This window comes from Vreelandella halophytica, from assembly GCF_968193635.1.
In genome coordinates, this window is record NZ_OZ309107.1 from 663,996 (window position 1) to 681,761 (window position 17,766).

At 62.3% G+C, this 17,766-nt stretch carries 14 protein-coding genes; 9 read left to right on the top strand and 5 right to left on the bottom strand.

What is annotated here, in order from left to right; all coding sequences use genetic code 11:
* Window positions 1-21: 21 nt before the first annotated feature.
* The 4 genes from adk (at window position 22) to ACWHXT_RS03165 (ending at window position 3,363) form a co-directional block, all read left to right on the top strand.
* On the top strand, window positions 22-675 hold the full coding sequence (adk, locus tag ACWHXT_RS03150; RefSeq protein ID WP_447527815.1) for an adenylate kinase: 654 nt from the start codon (window positions 22-24) through the stop codon (window positions 673-675).
* A gap of 141 nt (window positions 676-816) precedes the next feature.
* Window positions 817-1,515, top strand: a complete 699-nt coding sequence (gene tsaB, locus ACWHXT_RS03155) for a tRNA (adenosine(37)-N6)-threonylcarbamoyltransferase complex dimerization subunit type 1 TsaB (RefSeq protein WP_447957203.1) — start codon at window positions 817-819, stop codon at window positions 1,513-1,515.
* Window positions 1,512-2,228, top strand: a complete 717-nt coding sequence (locus ACWHXT_RS03160; RefSeq protein WP_447957204.1) for a class I SAM-dependent methyltransferase — start codon at window positions 1,512-1,514, stop codon at window positions 2,226-2,228. Before tsaB ends, ACWHXT_RS03160 begins: the two co-directional genes overlap by 4 nt.
* Before the next feature lie 16 nt (window positions 2,229-2,244).
* Window positions 2,245-3,363, top strand: coding sequence for a phospholipase D-like domain-containing protein (locus tag ACWHXT_RS03165; protein WP_447957205.1), 1,119 nt, complete (start codon window positions 2,245-2,247; stop codon window positions 3,361-3,363).
* Window positions 3,364-3,370: 7 nt separating this feature from the next.
* Here ACWHXT_RS03165 and ACWHXT_RS03170 read toward each other — a convergent pair whose 3' ends face one another.
* A complete protein-coding gene (locus tag ACWHXT_RS03170; RefSeq protein WP_447957206.1) occupies window positions 3,371-4,054 on the bottom strand; it encodes a YecA/YgfB family protein in 684 nt (227 codons plus the stop codon).
* 83 nt (window positions 4,055-4,137) lie between these two features.
* Between ACWHXT_RS03170 and ACWHXT_RS03175 the strand changes: the two genes are divergently transcribed.
* The 3 genes from ACWHXT_RS03175 (at window position 4,138) to ACWHXT_RS03185 (ending at window position 7,699) form a co-directional block, all read left to right on the top strand.
* Window positions 4,138-4,689: a SprT family zinc-dependent metalloprotease gene (locus tag ACWHXT_RS03175; protein WP_447957207.1), complete on the top strand. Its 552-nt coding sequence runs from the start codon at window positions 4,138-4,140 to the stop codon at window positions 4,687-4,689.
* 166 nt (window positions 4,690-4,855) lie between these two features.
* The gene (gene acs, locus ACWHXT_RS03180; RefSeq protein WP_447957208.1) at window positions 4,856-6,805 is read left to right on the top strand and encodes an acetate--CoA ligase; all 1,950 of its coding nucleotides are present in this window, start codon (window positions 4,856-4,858) and stop codon (window positions 6,803-6,805) included.
* Between the two features lie 231 nt (window positions 6,806-7,036).
* Window positions 7,037-7,699, top strand: a complete 663-nt coding sequence (locus ACWHXT_RS03185; RefSeq protein ID WP_447527822.1) for a response regulator — start codon at window positions 7,037-7,039, stop codon at window positions 7,697-7,699.
* Window positions 7,700-7,920: 221 nt separating this feature from the next.
* On the opposite strand, the gene ACWHXT_RS03190 is transcribed toward ACWHXT_RS03185, so the two are convergent.
* The 4 genes from ACWHXT_RS03190 to ACWHXT_RS03205 all read right to left on the bottom strand — a co-directional run bounded on the left by ACWHXT_RS03190 (window position 7,921) and on the right by ACWHXT_RS03205 (window position 14,632).
* On the bottom strand, window positions 7,921-11,859 hold the full coding sequence (locus ACWHXT_RS03190) for a hybrid sensor histidine kinase/response regulator (RefSeq protein ID WP_447957209.1): 3,939 nt from the start codon (window positions 11,857-11,859) through the stop codon (window positions 7,921-7,923).
* A 94-nt stretch (window positions 11,860-11,953) separates the two neighbouring features.
* Window positions 11,954-12,466: a hypothetical protein gene (locus ACWHXT_RS03195; protein WP_447957210.1), complete on the bottom strand. Its 513-nt coding sequence runs from the start codon at window positions 12,464-12,466 to the stop codon at window positions 11,954-11,956.
* Between the two features lie 105 nt (window positions 12,467-12,571).
* Window positions 12,572-14,368 (bottom strand): sodium:solute symporter family protein, encoded by a 1,797-nt coding sequence (locus tag ACWHXT_RS03200; RefSeq protein ID WP_447957211.1) that lies wholly within the window; start codon window positions 14,366-14,368, stop codon window positions 12,572-12,574.
* 3 nt (window positions 14,369-14,371) lie between these two features.
* Entirely contained in the window at window positions 14,372-14,632 is a 261-nt protein-coding gene (locus ACWHXT_RS03205) for a DUF4212 domain-containing protein (RefSeq protein ID WP_447928042.1), read from the bottom strand.
* A 569-nt stretch (window positions 14,633-15,201) separates the two neighbouring features.
* Here ACWHXT_RS03205 and ACWHXT_RS03210 point away from each other — a divergent pair.
* Window positions 15,202-17,019: a putative nucleotidyltransferase substrate binding domain-containing protein gene (locus tag ACWHXT_RS03210; RefSeq protein ID WP_447957212.1), complete on the top strand. Its 1,818-nt coding sequence runs from the start codon at window positions 15,202-15,204 to the stop codon at window positions 17,017-17,019.
* Between the two features lie 4 nt (window positions 17,020-17,023).
* Window positions 17,024-17,695, top strand: coding sequence for a DNA polymerase III subunit epsilon (locus ACWHXT_RS03215; protein WP_447957213.1), 672 nt, complete (start codon window positions 17,024-17,026; stop codon window positions 17,693-17,695).
* Window positions 17,696-17,766: the final 71 nt, after the last annotated feature.

The window sequence follows — 17,766 nt, forward strand, 5'->3', positions numbered from 1 at the left end:
TATGACTCGAGGAGCAGTGCCATGCGTTTAATCTTGTTGGGTGCCCCAGGCGCGGGTAAGGGAACCCAGGCCCGGTTCATTTGCGAGCGGTTCAAGATTCCGCAGATATCGACCGGCGACATGCTCCGCACGGCCATCAAGGACGGCACCGAGCTTGGCCTGAAGGTTCAGGAAATCATGCAAACCGGCGGGCTTGTGTCCGATGACATCATCATCGACCTGGTGAAAGAGCGCATTAGCCAACCCGACTGCGAAAACGGCTTTCTCTTCGACGGCTTCCCGCGCACCATTCCCCAGGCCGACGCCATGCGCGAAGGCGGCGTGAAGATCGACCACGTACTGGAAATCGCCGTGCCCGACGAAGAGATCGTCGACCGTATGGCCGGGCGCCGCGTACACCCAAGCTCCGGGCGCGTCTATCACATCGACCACAACCCGCCCAAAGAGCCTGGCAAGGACGATGTGACCGGCGAAACCCTGATTCAGCGCGAAGACGATCAGGAGTCCACGGTGCGCAATCGTCTGTCGGTCTATCACGACCAGACCGCACCACTGATCGACTACTACCAGCAGTGGGCCACGCAAGAGCCCGAGGCGGCGCCCCAGTACCACCGCGTGGAAGGGGTGGGCAGCGTTGCCGACATCACGCAACAAGTGAAAGACGCCCTGAGCTAAATTACTGGCTTTTCAGGCACCAGGGCCCGCTAATGCGGGCCTTTTACATCGCCGGACTTTCGGCGTTCAACGCCTGGTTTTATCATATCGCCTCGAGGCGCCCCTGTTGCCTGCGCCTCTGGATTGGAGTATCAAGTCGTCATGCCGTCATACCTTCTCGCCCTGGACGCCTCGTCGAGTGCCTGTTCCGCGGCGCTCATCCGCGCCGAGGGCGAGCACCGCGAATGTCTGGCCCGCTTCGAGCATACCCCGCGCGCCCATACCAAGCGGCTAATGCCTATGGTGGACGACGTGCTCAGTGAAGCCGGGATTGCCCCGAGGGCGCTCAGCGGTATTGCCTATGGCCAGGGGCCGGGCTCGTTTACCGGGCTGCGTATCGCCGCGGGCACCGCCCAGGGGTTGGCGTTCGGCCTCGACTGCCCGCTGGTAGGCGTCTCCACCCTCGAGGCGCTGGCGCTCCAGGCTCATCGGCGCTATCACGTTCGCCATGTCGTGACCGCCCTCGATGCGCGCATGGGGGAAGTCTACACCGCTGCCTGGCACTGTCAGAACGACGCCCCCACGTTGATCGATGAAGAGGTGGTCGTAGCACCCTCCCGGGTACTGCTACCCGACCTGCAGACCGACTGGGTCGGTGTCGGCTCGGGGTTTACCCTCTGGGAGCAGTTCGACGATCTCTTGAAGGCGAGCATGACCCAGCACCTGAGCGATCTCGAGCCCCGGGCCGAGGAGATGGCCTGGCTTGCGCTGCGCACCCTGGAAAGCGGCGGCGGCCAGGCCCCGATCGAGGTGCAGCCGGTTTATCTGCGCAACGACGTGGCCTGGAAGAAGCCTGCATGAATCGCGTGCAGGACCCAGGCCTTGGCCTTCCCGCCGGGTTGAGCCTGGCCGAAATAGACGGGCGGCTAGCGCTTGCGGGGGAGTCTGGGGAGTTCGGTCACCCCTTGAGCGTGGATTTCGTCGGCGGCAAGGCCGGGCACCGGCGCCAGTTCGGCGGCGGGCGCGGCCAGCTGATCGCCAAGGCGTGTGGCTTGAGCCAGGGCGTGACACCGAGTGTGGTGGATGCCACCGCCGGACTTGGCCGCGATGCCTTCGTGCTGGCAAGCCTGGGGGCGCCGGTGCTGTTGATCGAGCGGGTAGCGGCGATCGCCGCGCTGCTCGAAGACGGCCTGGCCCGCGCCGCCCGCGAAAGCCAGGTCGAGATGATCGTGGCGCGTATGCGCCTGCTTCATGGTGACGCCACCCGCGCGCTCGCCGCGCTGGTCGAACATGCCGGCGTTACCCCGGAAGTCGTTCATCTGGACCCGATGTTTCCCCACCGGGAGAAGTCCGCGCTGGTGAAAAAGGAGATGCGTCTGTTTCGGCTTTTGGCGGGCAGCGACGACGATGCGCCGCTTCTTCTGGAGCAGGCGCTGGATGTGGCCACTCACCGCGTGGCGGTCAAGCGCCCGCGCAAGGCGCCGCCCATCGAAGGCCCCGCACCCAATCATACGCTGCTGGGCAAAACCAGCCGCTACGACCTTTACGTGCACCGTTCGCTTAAACCCCGTTAACGGCCGAGGAGTCGCCATGTCGCCCATATGGCGCGACGGTAATCGCTTTACCCTGCTGCCCGAAGCATCCCTATTTCTGCCCGAGATGCTCGAGGCGATGGCGAGCGCCGAACACTATATTTTCGTCGAACTCTACCTGATGGAGTCCGGCGAGCTTGCCGACCGGCTAAGTCAGGCGCTGATCGACGCCCGCGTGCGGGGAGTGAAGGTATATTTGCTGCTCGACGGCTACGGCGCCCGGGGGCTTGCGCGTAAAGACCGTGCGCGGCTAATGGAGGGCGGCGTGGCGCTGCGCTTTTTCAACCCGCTGGGGCTTCATTCGCTGGCGCGTAACTTGAGCCGGGATCACCGCAAGATCGTCGTGGTGGATGGGAACGTGGCGTTCACCGGCGGCTTCGGCGCGGTGGATGAGTTTTTGAAGGCCTGGTATGAAATTGCCGTGCGCGTCGAGGGCCCATCGGTTAACGACTGGGAGTCGCTGTTTCGCCGCCTGTGGCGCTCGAAGCTGACGCGCCGCGCCAAGGGCAGCCCCGAGTGCGAGCTGGTCGAGCGCCGTGCGCCGCCGGCGTTCGATGACGGCGCCAAGGGGCGGGTGATGCCGGCCCGGGGCTATCGCTACCAGGCGATCCGGCGTTCGCTTTTTGAGCGGGTGCGCCACACCGACACGCGGCTTTGGCTCTGCACGCCGTACTTCGTACCGACGTTTTCACTGCGCCGGCGGCTGGCCTGGGCGGCCCGGCGCGGGGTCGATGTGCGTTTGCTGCTGCCCGGTCGCAAGCACGACCACCCGGGCGTGCGCTACGCCGGGCAGCGTTACTATCAGGCGCTATTGAAAGCGGGAGTGCGGATTTACGAGTTCCAGCCGACCTTCATCCACGCCAAGTTCGTACTGGCCGACGACTGGGTAAGTATCGGGTCGTGTAACTTCGATCACTGGAACCTGCACTACAACCTGGAGGCCAATCAGGAGATCGAATCTTTTGATATGGCCCGCCAGGTTCAGGCGCTTTTCGAGCGTAACTTCGCCGCAAGCGACGAGGTCGATGTCACCGCCTGGGGTGAGCGCCCTTGGGGCCAGCGTGCCCGCGAGTGGATGTACGGGCTGCTGAACGCGGTGGTGATGCGCCTTAAGTAGGCTGGCTCTAACGCTTTTTGCCCTTGGGTGATTTTTTACCGGCGGGCTTTTTGGGGCGCGGCTTGGGCTTGGCGGTTTCCGGCGGTACGCGGTAGTGCAGGTATAAATCGAGCACCAGCTCCGGCAACTGCGCAACGAGCTCCTCCTGGCGGGCGGTGTCGCCGGCTAAATCCTGCATGTCCGGCTCGTCGTCGAAAAGCCCGGAGAGCAGCATGAACGGCAAAAGTAGCGTAGCCGCGGCCTCCTCGTCGTCCTGAAACCAGGCGCTTTCGTCGCTGAACACCGCTTCCATGAACCCGGCGCACCAGTCGCCGATGGGCGTCTCTTCCGGCGCAATGCCGTCCAGGCTCAGCTCGAAGGGCAGCTCCGGAAGCCCCCCTTGCTCCAGCACGCTGACCGCATTGTTGCGAAGCGTGGCCAAAAGCCCGGTGATCTCATCGCGCTCGGCGGCGTCCTGGTAGTCGGGCTCGCCCTGAAAAAGCTCCTTGAGCCAGGTATCGAGAGGCTGCTCGCTGGGGGCCACGGCCAGAGCCACCAAAAAACCGTGGGCGGAAATCAGATCCAGCGCGTCTTCGCCGACGCGGTCGGAGTCGAGAAAGTCGTCCAGCCGGTCGAGCTGCTCGTCGTCCAGCAGCGGCTCCGGCGGGAGCTGCTCGGAATTTTCACTGCCACTTTGCGGTTCAACTGCCATAAAAGGCCTCGTTCGATCGTTTTGAGAAATCCGGCGCGATCGCTCACACTGGCAAGCGTCACCTGGGAGCTAGTTTATCATCAATGCGTATTTCTCCACTGCCCGCCTGGCCGCTCGAGCGGCTAAATGCGTTAAGCCAGCCGGCGCTTTTTGACGCTGCGCGCACCCGCGCCGACGAGGCGCTGGCGCGAGCCCGCGAGGTGCACCCCCATTTACCCGCGCCCAGGGTGTGGTTCGACCTCAAGGGCGCCAGCGCCGGCCAGGCCCACTTGGGGCGCGGGGGCTTGCGCTTCAACCCGGCGCTGATGGCGGACAACCGCCAGGCCTATTTTGACGAGGTCATCCCCCACGAAATGGCCCACTGGCTGGTCTTCCATCTCAAAAACGGCCCGCGCCTGAAGCCCCACGGGCGCGAGTGGCAAACCGTGATGCGCGAGCTTTACGGCCTTGCCCCGCGCGTGACCCATCGCTTGGATATCACCCACACCCAGCGCCGGCCTTACCACTACCGCTGCGATTGCCAAAGCCACCATTTCACCGCCCAGCGCCATGCTCAGGCGGCCAAGGGGCGGCGCTACAAGTGCCGGAGCTGCGCCCGCACGCTTCGCTTCATCGCCCGAGTTGAACCAGAATAGGGCATTAAGCACCTGTTTTTTATGGCAAATTAGCTACTACCAATGTCTAAGGGGAAGGTGCGTTAAGTAGGTTTATGCTAGGTTGATATTTGCCCGCCTGACCCGACACGTTCCACGGGCGGCGCCGTTTTCCAATAATTGCAATTTCACGGACTGAGGCAGTGTCATGAGCGAGCATAAGAACGTTTATCCGGTGCGCGATAACATCGCTGCTAATGCATGGGCTGACAAGGCCACCTATGAGGCCCTGTACCAGCGCTCCATCGACGACCCCGCAGGTTTCTGGGCCGAGCAGGCCAAGCGACTCGATTGGATCAAGGCCCCGGGCACCATCAAGAACACCTCGTTTTCACGTGACAATGTCGATATCCGCTGGTTTGAGGACGGCACGCTCAATGTCGCCGCCAACTGCCTGGACCGCCATCTGGAAAAGCGCGGCGACCAAACCGCGATCATCTGGGAAGGCGACGACCCGAATGACACCAAGCACGTAAGCTACCGCGAGCTTTACGAGCGCACCAACCAGCTCGCCAACGCGATGAAGTCCCTGGGCGTCGGCCGGGGCGACACGGTCACGCTCTACATGCCGATGATTCCCGAAGCGGCCATGGCGATGCTCGCCTGTGCACGTATCGGCGCGGTGCACTCGGTGGTGTTTGGCGGCTTCTCGCCGGACGCCGTTGCCCAGCGCGTGATCGGCGCCGATTCCAAACTGGTCATCACCGCCGATGAGTCCGTGCGCGGTGGCAAACAGGTGCCGCTCAAGGAGAACGTCGACGCCGCACTGACCCGCGACGGCACCGAGGTGTGCAAGAACGTGCTGGTGGTCAAACGCACCGGCGGCGATATCGACTGGCACGAGGGGCGGGATATCTGGTTCAGTGATCTGGTCGATCAGCAATCCACCGAGTGCGCGCCGGAAGCGATGGGCGCCGAAGACCCGCTGTTCATTCTCTATACCTCCGGTTCCACCGGTGCGCCCAAAGGGCTCAAGCACACCTCCGGCGGCTACCTGCTGTTCGCGGCCATGACCCACCAGTACGTGTTCGACTACCAGGAAGGCGAAATCTACTGGTGTACGGCGGATGTCGGCTGGGTCACCGGTCACAGCTACATCGTTTACGGGCCGCTGGCCAACGGCGCGACGACGCTGATGTTCGAAGGCGTGCCCAGCTACCCAAGCCACGGCCGCATCGGTGAGATCGTCGACAAGCACAAGGTGAATATCCTCTATACCGCGCCGACCGCGGTGCGCGCGCTGATGGCCCACGGCGACAGCGTGATGGACTCAAGCAAGCGCGACTCGCTGCGCCTTTTGGGCTCGGTCGGCGAGCCGATCAATCCGGAGGCCTGGGAGTGGTTCTACCGGGTGATCGGTAATGAAAAATGCCCGATCGTCGATACCTGGTGGCAAACCGAAACCGGCGGCATCATGATCGCGCCGCTGCCCGGCGCGACCGACCTCAAGCCCGGTTCCGCCACCAGGCCTTTCTTCGGTGTCCAGCCGGCGCTGGTCGACAACGAAGGCAATCGTCTTGAAGGCGCAACCGAAGGTAACCTGGTGGTGCTCGACTCCTGGCCTGGCCAGGCGCGCTCTATCTGGGGCGACCACGAGCGCTTCGTGCAGACTTACTTCTCGACCTACGACAACATGTACTTCACCGGCGACGGCTGCCGGCGCGATGAAGACGGCTATTACTGGATCACCGGGCGGGTGGACGACGTATTGAATGTTTCCGGCCACCGCATGGGCACCGCCGAGATCGAGTCGTCGCTGGTCGCGCACTCGGCAGTCGCCGAGGCGGCGGTAGTGGGCTTCCCCCACGATATCAAAGGGCAGGGGATTTATATCTACGTCACCCTGAACGATGGTATCGAGGCCTCTGACGAGCTCAAGAAGGAGCTGACCCAGTGGGTGCGCAAGGATATCGGGCCGATCGCCTCGCCGGATGTCATCCAGTGGGCGCCGGGGCTGCCCAAGACCCGCTCGGGCAAAATCATGCGTCGGATTCTGCGCAAGATTGCCGCCAACGAGTGCGAGGGGCTTGGCGATACCAGCACGCTGGCTGATCCGTCGGTGGTCGACGATCTGATCGAGCACCGCGCCACGCAGTAGCCCGTCAAGGAATATCAGACGCTGAATGGCAGGCTATGTTAAGTTGAACGCAGGTCATAACCGTTCGGGTGCCGGCTCTTAGCCGGCACCGTTTTTTTACGCCGAATAACGAATGACAAATTGTGCATGGCGGAGCTTTTGTAACTTAAAGCCCATGGGGTACCATGCTAAACCGTATGAGCTAGCCGTTGCGGCAAAGATGTCCCGCGCTCGAGGAACCGGAGGAGTATCATGGCAGTAGCCCATAAGTTTATCGTCGCTGACGATCATCCGCTGTTTCGGGCAGCGCTCACCCAGGCGTTGCGTCAATTGGCTCCCCAGGCGGAGATCGTCGAAGCCGATACCATGGAAGCTACCACCGAAGTGGTGAATCGCCACCCGGACGCGGATCTGATTTTGCTCGATCTGCACATGCCCGGCGCCCACGGCTTTTCGGGGCTTATCCAGCTTCGCGGTCAGATGCCCGACGTGCCGGTAGCGGTGGTGTCCGGTAGCGACGAGCCTTATGTGGTGCGCCGCGCCATCGACTACGGTGCCTCGGGCTTTATTCCCAAGTCGTCGTCGCTGCAACTGATTGCCGAGGCGGTCGGTGAAATCCTGCAGGGCGAAGTATGGCTGCCCGAGGCGCTGGCCGGCATTTTGGAAGAGACCAGCGAAGAGGAGTCGCGCTTTGCCGAGGCGATCGCCTCGCTTACGCCGCAGCAGTTTCGCGTGCTCAACATGCTGACCGAAGGGCTTTTGAACAAGCAGATCGCTTTTGAGCTCAACGTCTCCGAGGCGACCATCAAGGCTCACGTTACCGCGATTTTACGCAAGCTGGGCGTTCACTCGCGCACCCAGGCCGTGATCGCCGCCCAGAAACTCGAGGTCGAGCCGCCGAAAGTCGAATCCTGACCGCGGGTATGTGAGTTTCAGAGACCTCGCTTATGGTATCCATAAGCGAGGTTTTCTTTTGGTGGCTGATGCGGGCTCGCGCAACCCTACGCGGGGGCGCCATGAATACCTCCCTGTAGGCTACTTTCGCCATCCCTGGCGAAAGACCCCCGCTACGGGCTACCCGAGCCCGCGAACCATGGGAAGCCAGCATCTGTATTTCGCAGCTTCCTGGATTAGCGTTAGCTTCTGGCCCGGCTCGCCTGCAGCGTGCGGGTTAAAAGCGCGCGCAGGGCGGCGGGTTTGACCGGTTTTAACAAGAGCTGGTAGCCCGAGCGCTTCACTTCTTCGGCGACCTCCTCGGTGCGGTCGGCGGTAATCACGATACCCGGTACCGCGCCTTTCAAACGCTCGCTGAGCGCCTCCAGCGCCATCAGGCCGGTGACCTCGTTATCCAGGTGGTAGTCGGCCAGAATCGCGTCCGGGTCGCCGTCCATGTTACGCAAAATCGACTTTGCCCCGCCGATGCTGGTGGCGGTGAATACCTCGCAGCCCCAACCGCTGAGCATCGCCGTCATGCCTTCAAGAATCAGCGTTTCGTTATCGATACACACGACCCGCGCGCCGGCCAGCTTGTTGCCGCCGCGCCGGGTGGGCGCCTCGCTCGCATCCGCGCTGCGCTCCTGGGCGGCCACCACCGGCACGCTGACCGAAAATACCGTAGCCACCCCCGGCCAGGAGCGTACCTTGATCGGGTGATCCAGCACGCGGCTCATCCGGTCGGCGATCGAGAGCCCCAGCCCCAGCCCTTTTTCGCTCTCCTTGTGGCGCGATACCTGATCCAGACGACGAAACTCCTGGAAGATTTCGGTGAGTTTCGACTCGGGGATCCCCGGGCCGCTGTCCCACACCTCGATGTTCAAGCGGCCGTTTTGGCGGCGGCAGCCCAGCAGCACGCGGCCCTGCTGGGTGTAGCGCAGGGCGTTGGAGAGAAAGTTCTGTACGATGCGTCTGAGCATCTGCGGGTCGGAGTCGACCCAGAGCGCGGTGGGCACGACCTTGAGATCCAGGCCGCGCTCGTCGGCCATCACATCGAACTCGGCGCGCAGCGGGCGGGTGATATCCGAAAGCGCAAAATGGCTGCGCCGCGGGGTCAAGGCGCCGGCGTCGAGCTTGGAGATATCCAGCAGCGTACTCAAGAGCTCCTCGGCGGCCTGCAGCGAGTTGTCGATATGGCCGATGGTGCGCTGGGTGCCGCTTTCCTGCTCGTTTTGCATCAGCGCCGAGGTGAAAAGCCGGGCCGCATTCAAGGGCTGGAGCAGGTCGTGGCTCGCCGCGGCCAAAAAGCGCGTTTTAGAGGCGTTGGCGTCTTCGGCGACCTGCTTGGCCTGGCGCAGGGCCTGCTCCGCCTCGGCGCGTACGCGGTTCTCCTGGCGCAGCGCGGCATTGGCCTTGGAGAGCGCCTGGGTGCGCTCGCGCACCCGCTCCTCGAGGGTCTCGTTGGTCTCCTTGAGCGCGATCTCGGCCTGGCGGCGTTCGGTAATGTCCTGATACAGCGCGAAAAAGCCCAGAATCGACTGGCTGTCGCCGAAGTGGGGCGTGTAGGTCACCAGCATGTAGCGCATGTGTGTGTCCACGCGCATGGCCACCTCGAAGCTCACCCGCTCACCGCTTTGGGCCCGCTTCACCCAGGGCAGGCGCTCCTCGGCCTGTTTCACCGGCAAGACGTCTTCGAAACGGCGGCCGATCACCGCGTTACGGTCGATGCCAAAGGCCTGTTCGTAGGCGCGGTTGGTAAAGAGGTAGCGGCTCTCTTTATCGAAGTAGGCGATCAGTGCCGGTACGTTGTCGGTGTAAATCCGGATATTGTTTTCCGAGCGAATCAGCGCCTCTTCGATATGCTTTTGCTGGGTGATGTCCTGGTAGGTGTACACGAAGCCGCCGCCGGGCATCGGCGTGCCCTGAACTTCCAGGACGCTGCCGTCCTGGCGGTAGCGCACGTAGCGGTGGGGCTGGCCCTTGCGAATGTTATCCATCAAAAGCTCGACGTGCTCTTCCGGATCCCCCGGGCCGTACTCGCCGTTGTGGGCGTTGTAGCGAAAGATACGATCGATCGGCGCGCTCACCCGGATCAAGTGATCGGGAAAGCGGAAAAGCTCCAGATAGCGCTGGTTCCAGACCACCAGGCGCAGGTTCTGGTCGACCACGCTGATGCCCTGGTTGATGTTCTCGATGGTGGCCTGCAACAGCGCCCGGTTGAACTCCAGCACCTGGGAGGCCTCGTCGACGATCGAAATGACATCCGAGATACCGATACCGCGGCCCTGCAGCGCCGAGTTCACCACGATGCGCGCCGAGGAGGCGCCGAGCACCGACGCCAGAAAGCGTTCGGTGAACTGAATCACGTCGATCGAGGCGCGGGTGGCGTTATCCAGCGGCTTGCCGGCCCGCCCGGCGTAGTCCTCGAAAGCGCGCGTCACCTGGTCGGCGCTTAGAAAACGCTCGCAGAGCACCTTGAGATCGCCCACGGTAGTGGCCCCGGTCCAGGGGCGGTTGACCGAGGTCTGGCGGGTCTCGACGCTGTCGACGAAAAGAGACGCCTGGATGCGCTCGACCACCCGCTGCGAGCTCACCTGGGAGACGAAGATATAGCAAAACAGGTTCACCCCTAAAGAGAGCATGACGCCGTGGGTGAAGCTATCGCCCAGGTTCAAACCAAAAAGCGCCGTGGGCGAGAGCCAGCCGATACCCAGCGGCCCGCCAGCAAGCCACGCCTGGGGCAAAACGCCTGCGCCGATCATCGCCGGCATCAAAAGGCTGTAGGTCCAGATCGCGAAGCCTGCGTTCATGCCGATGACGACACCCAGCCGGTTACCGCGCTTCCAGTAGAGCCCACCGATCACCGCCGGGGCGAACTGGGCGGCGGCGGCAAACGAGAGCATGCCGATCGAGGCGAGCGAGGTGAACTCGGCAATCAACTGGTAAAAGCCGTAGGCCATCGCCAGTACGGCGATGATCGTCAGGCGCCGGGCGCGCAGCACCAGCCGGCCGTAGTCCCGCGCCTTGGTGTCGAACCAGCGCAGCCGGAAAAGCGCCGGAATCACGATCTCGTTGGAGATCATGATCGACACCGCCACCGCCGCCACGATCACCATGCCGGTGGCCGCGGAGAAGCCGCCGATGAAGGTCAACAGCGTCAGCCACTCGTGGCCGGAGGCCATGGCGAGGTTCAGCACGTAGGTGTCGGGCTCCACGCCGCTGTCCGAGAACAGATAAAGCCCGGCGGCGGCCAGCGGCACCACGAAAAAGGCGATCGCCAGCAGGTAGAGCGGGAAGAGCCAGCGCGCCTTGGTGGCGTCGTCCGGATGGATGTTTTCGACCACGGCGACGTGGAACTGGCGGGGCAGGCACAAAATGGCCAGCATCGCTAAAAGCGTTTGCGCCCAGAAGCTCTGGCCAAAATCCTGGTTGGCGAGCTGGCGCTGCAAGCCCAGCTGGGTTTCGGCGTGATGCATTAACGCGCCCAGGCCGTCGAACATGCCCCAGGTGACGAAGGCGCCCAGCACGACAAAGGCGAAGAGCTTGACCAGCGACTCGAAGGCGACGGCGTGGATCAGGCCCTCGTGATGCTCAGTGGCGTCGGTGTGGCGGGTGCCGAACAGCACCGCGAAAAGCGCCATGACGATCGCCACGTAAAAGGCGGTGTCGTTGAAAAGCGCCCCGGTGGGGGCGTTGTTTTCGGTCAGCACGCTAAACGTGGTCGAGACGGCTTTGAGCTGCAACGCGATATAGGGCAGGGTGCCGATCAGCGCCACCAGGCTTGCGAAGGCGGCCAGCGACTGGCTCTTGCCGTAGCGCGAGGCGATGAAGTCGGCAATCGAGGTGACGTTTTGGTGCTTGGCGACGCGAATCATCTTGGCCAGCACTGGCCAGAAGAGCAAAAAGGTCAGAATCGGGCCGACGAAAATACTCGCAAAGGACCAGCCCGCCGTGGCCGCCTGGCCCACCGCGCCGTAAAACGTCCAGGAGGTGCAGTAAATCGCCAGCGCCAGGCTGTAGATGATCGGCCGGCGGCGGCTGGCACCGCGGGTACGCGCGCGGCGGTCGCCAAACCAGGCGATGCTGAACAGCACCGCGATATATAAAAGGGAGACCGCAACGAGAAGCCCGCCGTGAAACATGCTTTTCTCCTGCCGTAAGCCGTGCGATGGGCTTGCCTTTGAAGCCGCCTAGTTTAGGTTAAATCGGCTTGGCCGTCAGGGGCATGTTGAATCCTTAAGTCTGGCGGCACGCGGCTTCTAAAAGCTCGGAGGTGCTTCTTAGCGTGCGCATGCCTTGAAGCTCCGGCTCGCCGCTATCGTCGTCGAGCGGCACCAGCTCGCGGCTTTCGCAGTTGAGCACGTAGGCCTTGGGGATGACCAGATCGGTGTGGTGGCGCTCGAAGTGGTAGAGCATGAACTCGGCGAGCTCGGCGTTTTCGCCGCTTCGCTGAATGCTCTGCTGGTCGATGACGCTAAAGCGCGTGGTCATTGGAAAAAAGAAGGTCCAGGGTCGCCATATTTCGGTGCCCGTGGCGCTATCGACCACTTCCGTGGAGGCGGGAAGCTGTGCCTTCTTGTGATCGAACCAGCTGTATTCGACGTGAATTTGGTAGCCCAGCATCCCCAGGCCCGCCATTACCGGCACGATCCATTTCGGCAGGCGCCCCCGGGACAGCTTGCGAAGGATGAGCCCCACCCCCGCCGCCGCCAGGGCAGCAAATACAGCGGCAACCAGGTGCCAAATCATAAGCGCGTTTCCTAATACTGTTCTTTTAAAAAGAAGGCGGGCTCCCCTTGGGAAGCCCGCGTTCACGTTGTGGTGATGCCTTGAAGGCGGATTCAGCAGTATGGCTTAGTGGTCAACGGCAGCACCAGCCCCTTTCGGGTAGCGTACGCTTTCGACCAGCTCCTGAATCTCTTTGGGCGGTGCAGCGGTCACGCTCGACACGGCGAAGGCCACGGCGAAGTTGATCAATGCACCCACCGCGCCAAAGGAGAGCGGCGAGATACCGATGAACCAGTTATCCGGCGTGTTGGGCAGCATGTTGGTGCCGGGAATAAAGAACCAGCCAAGGTAGGTGAAGATGTACAGAAGGGTCGCCAGAAGCCCCGAGAGCATGCCGCAGATAGCACCGGCGCTGTTCATGCGCACGGAGAAGATACCCATCATCAATACCGGGAACAGCGACGCCGCGGCGATACCGAAGGCCAGCGCCACGGTTTGCGCGGCAAAGCCAGGCGGGTTCAGGCCCAGATAGGTGGCCAGCAGTATCGCGCCCCCCATCGAGATCCTGGCCGCCAGCATTTCGTTTTTCTCGGAAATACGCGGGTTGATGGTGTTTTTGATCAAGTCGTGGCTGATCGCCGAGGAGATCGCAAGCAGTAGACCGGCGGCGGTCGAAAGCGCGGCCGCGATACCGCCGGCGGCGATCAAACCGATGACCCAGCCGGGCAGGTTGGCGATTTCCGGGTTGGCGAGTACCAGGATGTCGTTGTTGACGGTCAGCTCGTTGCCCGCCCAGCCGCGGCCTTCGGCAGTGCCGGTGAAGTCCTCGTTGGTGTCGTTGTAGAACTGGATACGGCCGTCGTCGTTAAGGTCGTTGTAGGTGATCAACCCCGTCTCTTCCCAGGTTTGGAACCAGGCCGGACGGTCCGCGTACAGAATCGGCTCGGCGGCGGCGGCCTCGTAATCCTCGACCTGACCGGTCATTTCCGGGTACACCGTGGTCATCAGGTTCAAACGCGCCATGGAGGCCACGGCCGGGGCGGTCAGGTACAAAAGGGCGATGAACACCAGCGCCCAGCCCGCGGACCAGCGTGCATCCGCCACCTTCGGTACGGTGAAAAAGCGGATGATGACGTGGGGAAGCCCGGCGGTACCGATCATCAGCGACAGGGTGAACAGCACCATGTTGAGCTTGTTATCCACATCGGCGGTGTAGTCCTGGAAGCCGAGGGCGTTGACCACGTCGTCGAGTTTCTGCAAAAGCGGCACACCGGATTCCGAGTGGGTGCTGAACATGCCGAACATCGGGATCGGGTTGCCGGTCAACTGCATGGCGATGAACACTGCCGGAATGGTGTAGGCCACGATCAGTACGATGTACTGCGCCACCTGGGTGTAGGTGATGCCCTTCATGCCGCCGAAAACGGCGTAGAGGAAGACGATCGCCGCGGCGATCCAGATGCCCCAGGTGCTGGGCACTTCCAGAAAGCGCGAGAACGCAACGCCGGCGCCGGTCATCTGGCCGATAACGTAGGTCACCGAGGCAATGATCAAGCAGATGACCGCGACCACGCGAGCGGTGCGGCTGTAGAAACGCTCACCGATGAAGTCCGGCACGGTGAACTTGCCGAACTTGCGCAGGTACGGCGCGAGCAGCATGGCCAGAATCACGAAGCCGCCGGTCCAGCCCATCAGGAAGGTGGAGTTGGCGTAGCCGCCGGAGGCGATCAAACCCGCCATGGAAATGAACGACGCCGCCGACATCCAGTCAGCGGCGGTGGCCATGCCGTTGGTGATCGGGTGAACGCCGCCACCGGCGACGTAGAAGTCCTTGGTGGAGCCGGCCCGCGCCCATATCGCAATGCCGATATAAAGCGCGAAGGAGGCGCCCACGAACAGTAGGTTAATTGCAAACTGGCTCATCGCTTACTCTCCCAGGCCAAATTTCTTGTCGAGCTGATTCATTCTCCAGGCGTAGAAGAAGATCAGCACGATGAAGGTAAGGATGGAGCCCTGCTGGGCGAACCAGAAGCCCAGGTCCGTGCCACCCACGGAAATCGAGGCCAGCAGCGGGCGGAACAGTATCGCGCAGCCGTAGGATACGAATGCCCAGACCACCAGGCAGCCCGTGATCAAGCGAACGTTGGCTTTCCAATATGCAGCAGCGTTGGATTTGTCATCTGCCATTATGATGCTCTCCGTTTATGGTTTTTAAGGTTGGAAAGTGTCTTCACAGCGGTTTGCGGCCTTGAACCGCGCAGATAAAACCACCGGGTCGAAAGTGCCCTTGCCAAATCGATGAGTGTGACGCTTTGTTGCGCGACCCCCTGTGCCGCGTTAAACGTCTCGATAATGTTTGTCCCGGGGAGTTATTGGCTTTGTGAACTCAAGGTAATACTGGCCAATAAATGAAAAAAAGAAATCCAGACTTTGGTATCACGGACTAAAGGCGCCCTTGGCAGACTGCTTTATACAGGTAAATTACTCTATGTGTTCACGTTTTTACGCCAAAAGAGTACGACTTTAGTCCGGATGGGACGATAGTCTATAGGTGGTCATAAAGCGCTATCCGCTACTTTGAAAGAGCCGTCCTGAGTCTCTTCGAACGCACTTTTAAACGTTTCAGAAAAGGGCTTCCCGGTCGTTTTATATAGACTTTAGTAATGCCGACAATAATCGCGATAAGTCTCGAGACGTTTGAGTACGCCGCTATGTTAAGCCGCTATGTTAAAGGGCCATTTTTATCGGGGTGATCCATGATCGAGGTCGATCTTACCAGGCTGCCATTTTCTCTGCTCGACGAAGCGGGGCTCGAGCGCGTGCGCAGTGGCCTGGACCTTGCCTACTTCGACATTGGCGATATCATTTTAGAGGCCCACCAGGCCGGCGAAGGCGTGTTCATCATCCATAAAGGCGAGGTCGCCGAGCTCGACCCGGCGATGCCCCAGGCGCAGGCGCGCATCGGCCACTACACCCCGGGGGATGTGTTCGGGGCGATCAGCATTTTAAACGGCCAAAGTCGCTACCGCTTCGAGGCGGAGCAGGAGACGCTTTGCTACGTGCTCCCCAAGGCGGCGTTCTGTGCGCTTTGCCAGCACTATCCGGCGTTCGAGGCGTTTTTCAAGCAGTCGCTTGCCAACAAAGCGCGGCTTCTTACCGAACGGCGCGCCGTGGACGGGATCACCATGGCCGGGTTCATGCTGGCCCGGGTGCGCGAGTGCATGCGCGCGCCAATCGTCATCGAGGCAGACCAGGACATTCAAAGCGCGGTCCATACCCTTTTGGCGCACCAGGCCGACAGCCTGCTGGTCAGCACCCAGGGCGCCTACGGCATGGTCACCAAAACGGATCTGCTCAACACCCTGGTCGTCGAGCAGAAGCCCCAAACCACGCCCATCGACGCTCTGGCCTGCACCGCGCTGATCGCCGCCGCCCCGGAGCAGTATCTGTTCGAGGCGCTGGTGCTGATGACGCGCCACAAGGTGGCCCGGGTCGTCGTGATGAAGGAGAACACGCTTTGCGGCATCGTCGAGCTCACCGACGTGCTGAGTTACTTCTCCAGCCGAAGTTACGTGGTGGGGCTACAAATCGAGAAGGCCAGTGATCTAAAAGCGTTGGCCATGGCGAGCCAGCGTACGCCGGAGCTCGTCGAGGCGCTGATGGTTCAAGGCGTGAAGCTTCGCTTTGTCATGGAGCTTTTGGCGGCGCTTAACGCGCGCATCATCCACAAGGCCTGGGCGTTTAGCGTACCAAAGGCGCCAGAACAACAGTGCTGCCTGGTGGTCATGGGCAGCGAAGGCCGGGGTGAGCAAATCCTCAAGACCGATCAGGACAACGCGCTGATTCTCGAAGACGATCAGAGCTGGCCGGATGTCGCGGCCCAAATGCAGCGCCTGACCGATACGCTGATCACACTTGGCTACCCGCCGTGCCCCGGCCATATCATGGTCTCCAACCCGGAGTGGGTCGGCAGCGTAGCGGTCTGGCAAGCGCGTATCGCGCGCTGGGCCGAGCGGCGCGACGGCGACAGCCTGATGAAGCTTGCCATCCTGCTCGACGCCCAGCCCATGGCCGGCAACGCGCAGCTTGCCCGGCGCGTGCAGCAGGCACTGTTTGATCGCTGCGCCGGCGACGAGCTGCTGTTGAGCTACCTGGCCCGCGCCGCGCTGAGCTTCTCCACCCCCCTGACCCTGTTTGGTTCGCTTAAAAAGCGCGAGCACGGCATCGATATCAAAAAGGGCGGCATCTTTCCCATCGTTCACGGCGTGCGCACCATGGCGCTGGAGCGGCGTATCGAAGCCGTGGGCACGCTCGAGCGCCTCGAAGCGCTGGTAGATGACGGCCGGTTGGAGAAGCGCTTTGCCGAGGACCTGGGCGAGGCGCTGGCGCTTTTCACGGAGCTTCGCCTGCGCCAGCAACTGGCCGAGGCGAAGGCGTCGACGAGCATCTCGACCAACCACGTGGTGGTGCAGCATCTTTCCTCGCTTGAGCGCGACCTGCTGCGCGAGGCGCTGCATATCGTCAAGGAGTTCAAGTCGCGGCTGACTCATCGCTATCATCTGGAGTACGCGTAGCCGTATGCGCTTCACGGACCGATACGCATCGCTTTTGGGCGGCTCGCTGCGCACGCTCGTCAAGCGCGAAAGCGACCGGCGCCGCTTCGCCGGCTCCGCCTTCGAGTGGCTTTTTCACCCCTACCTGGGCGAGGAGCTCGTGGCGCTGGCGTTCAGGTTTTCCCAGGATAGCGAGATTCTGAGCATCGCCGCGGTGGTGTTTGACCAGCGCCAGGTGTACACCCGCAGTGCCTGGGTCGCTACCCTGGCGGACGAGGCCCGAATAAAGCGCCGCCGCCAGCGTCCTTCCATTGACCGACACTGCATCGCCCGACACTGCATCGCCCAGCACCGAATCTTTGCGCCGCTCCCCCCGACGGCGGAAAACATCGCCGCACTTGCCGAGTTTATCGGCAACCGCCCGGTGGTGGGGTGGGGGCTTGGCAAGGCGCTGGCACCGATCAACCGGCTTTTCAACGCGCGGCTCGGCTTCGAGTTGCCCAACGCCCAGGTCGATGTGGCTAGGCTTTATCAGCGCAAGGCCCGGCGCTCGCCGGTCGAACCCCAGGCGGCAAGCTTTAGTCAGGCGCTCAGCCACTCGCGGCTGGCGCTGCCCTGGCCGTCGCTTCTGGGCGAGGCCAGCGCCTGTGCGCTTTTGTACATGCGGCTCAAGCGCGACGCCGCGCTCGAGGTTTGAAGGCGCTCGAAGGCTTTGTTGGGTGGCAGCGGGAGTCTTGATAGAATAACGCCTTCACCACCCATCACCGG

Coding starts and splice junctions, on each gene's coding strand:
- ACWHXT_RS03185 (WP_447527822.1), top strand. CDS start 7,037: ATGGCAGTAGCCCATAAGTTTATCGTCGCTGACGATCATCCGCTGTTT.
- ACWHXT_RS03175 (WP_447957207.1), top strand. CDS start 4,138: ATGCGTATTTCTCCACTGCCCGCCTGGCCGCTCGAGCGGCTAAATGCG.
- ACWHXT_RS03215 (WP_447957213.1), top strand. CDS start 17,024: ATGCGCTTCACGGACCGATACGCATCGCTTTTGGGCGGCTCGCTGCGC.
- ACWHXT_RS03205 (WP_447928042.1), bottom strand. CDS start 14,632: ATGGCAGATGACAAATCCAACGCTGCTGCATATTGGAAAGCCAACGTT.
- tsaB (WP_447957203.1), top strand. CDS start 817: ATGCCGTCATACCTTCTCGCCCTGGACGCCTCGTCGAGTGCCTGTTCC.
- ACWHXT_RS03165 (WP_447957205.1), top strand. CDS start 2,245: ATGTCGCCCATATGGCGCGACGGTAATCGCTTTACCCTGCTGCCCGAA.
- ACWHXT_RS03190 (WP_447957209.1), bottom strand. CDS start 11,859: ATGTTTCACGGCGGGCTTCTCGTTGCGGTCTCCCTTTTATATATCGCG.
- ACWHXT_RS03160 (WP_447957204.1), top strand. CDS start 1,512: ATGAATCGCGTGCAGGACCCAGGCCTTGGCCTTCCCGCCGGGTTGAGC.
- acs (WP_447957208.1), top strand. CDS start 4,856: ATGAGCGAGCATAAGAACGTTTATCCGGTGCGCGATAACATCGCTGCT.
- ACWHXT_RS03195 (WP_447957210.1), bottom strand. CDS start 12,466: ATGATTTGGCACCTGGTTGCCGCTGTATTTGCTGCCCTGGCGGCGGCG.
- ACWHXT_RS03200 (WP_447957211.1), bottom strand. CDS start 14,368: ATGAGCCAGTTTGCAATTAACCTACTGTTCGTGGGCGCCTCCTTCGCG.
- adk (WP_447527815.1), top strand. CDS start 22: ATGCGTTTAATCTTGTTGGGTGCCCCAGGCGCGGGTAAGGGAACCCAG.
- ACWHXT_RS03170 (WP_447957206.1), bottom strand. CDS start 4,054: ATGGCAGTTGAACCGCAAAGTGGCAGTGAAAATTCCGAGCAGCTCCCG.
- ACWHXT_RS03210 (WP_447957212.1), top strand. CDS start 15,202: ATGATCGAGGTCGATCTTACCAGGCTGCCATTTTCTCTGCTCGACGAA.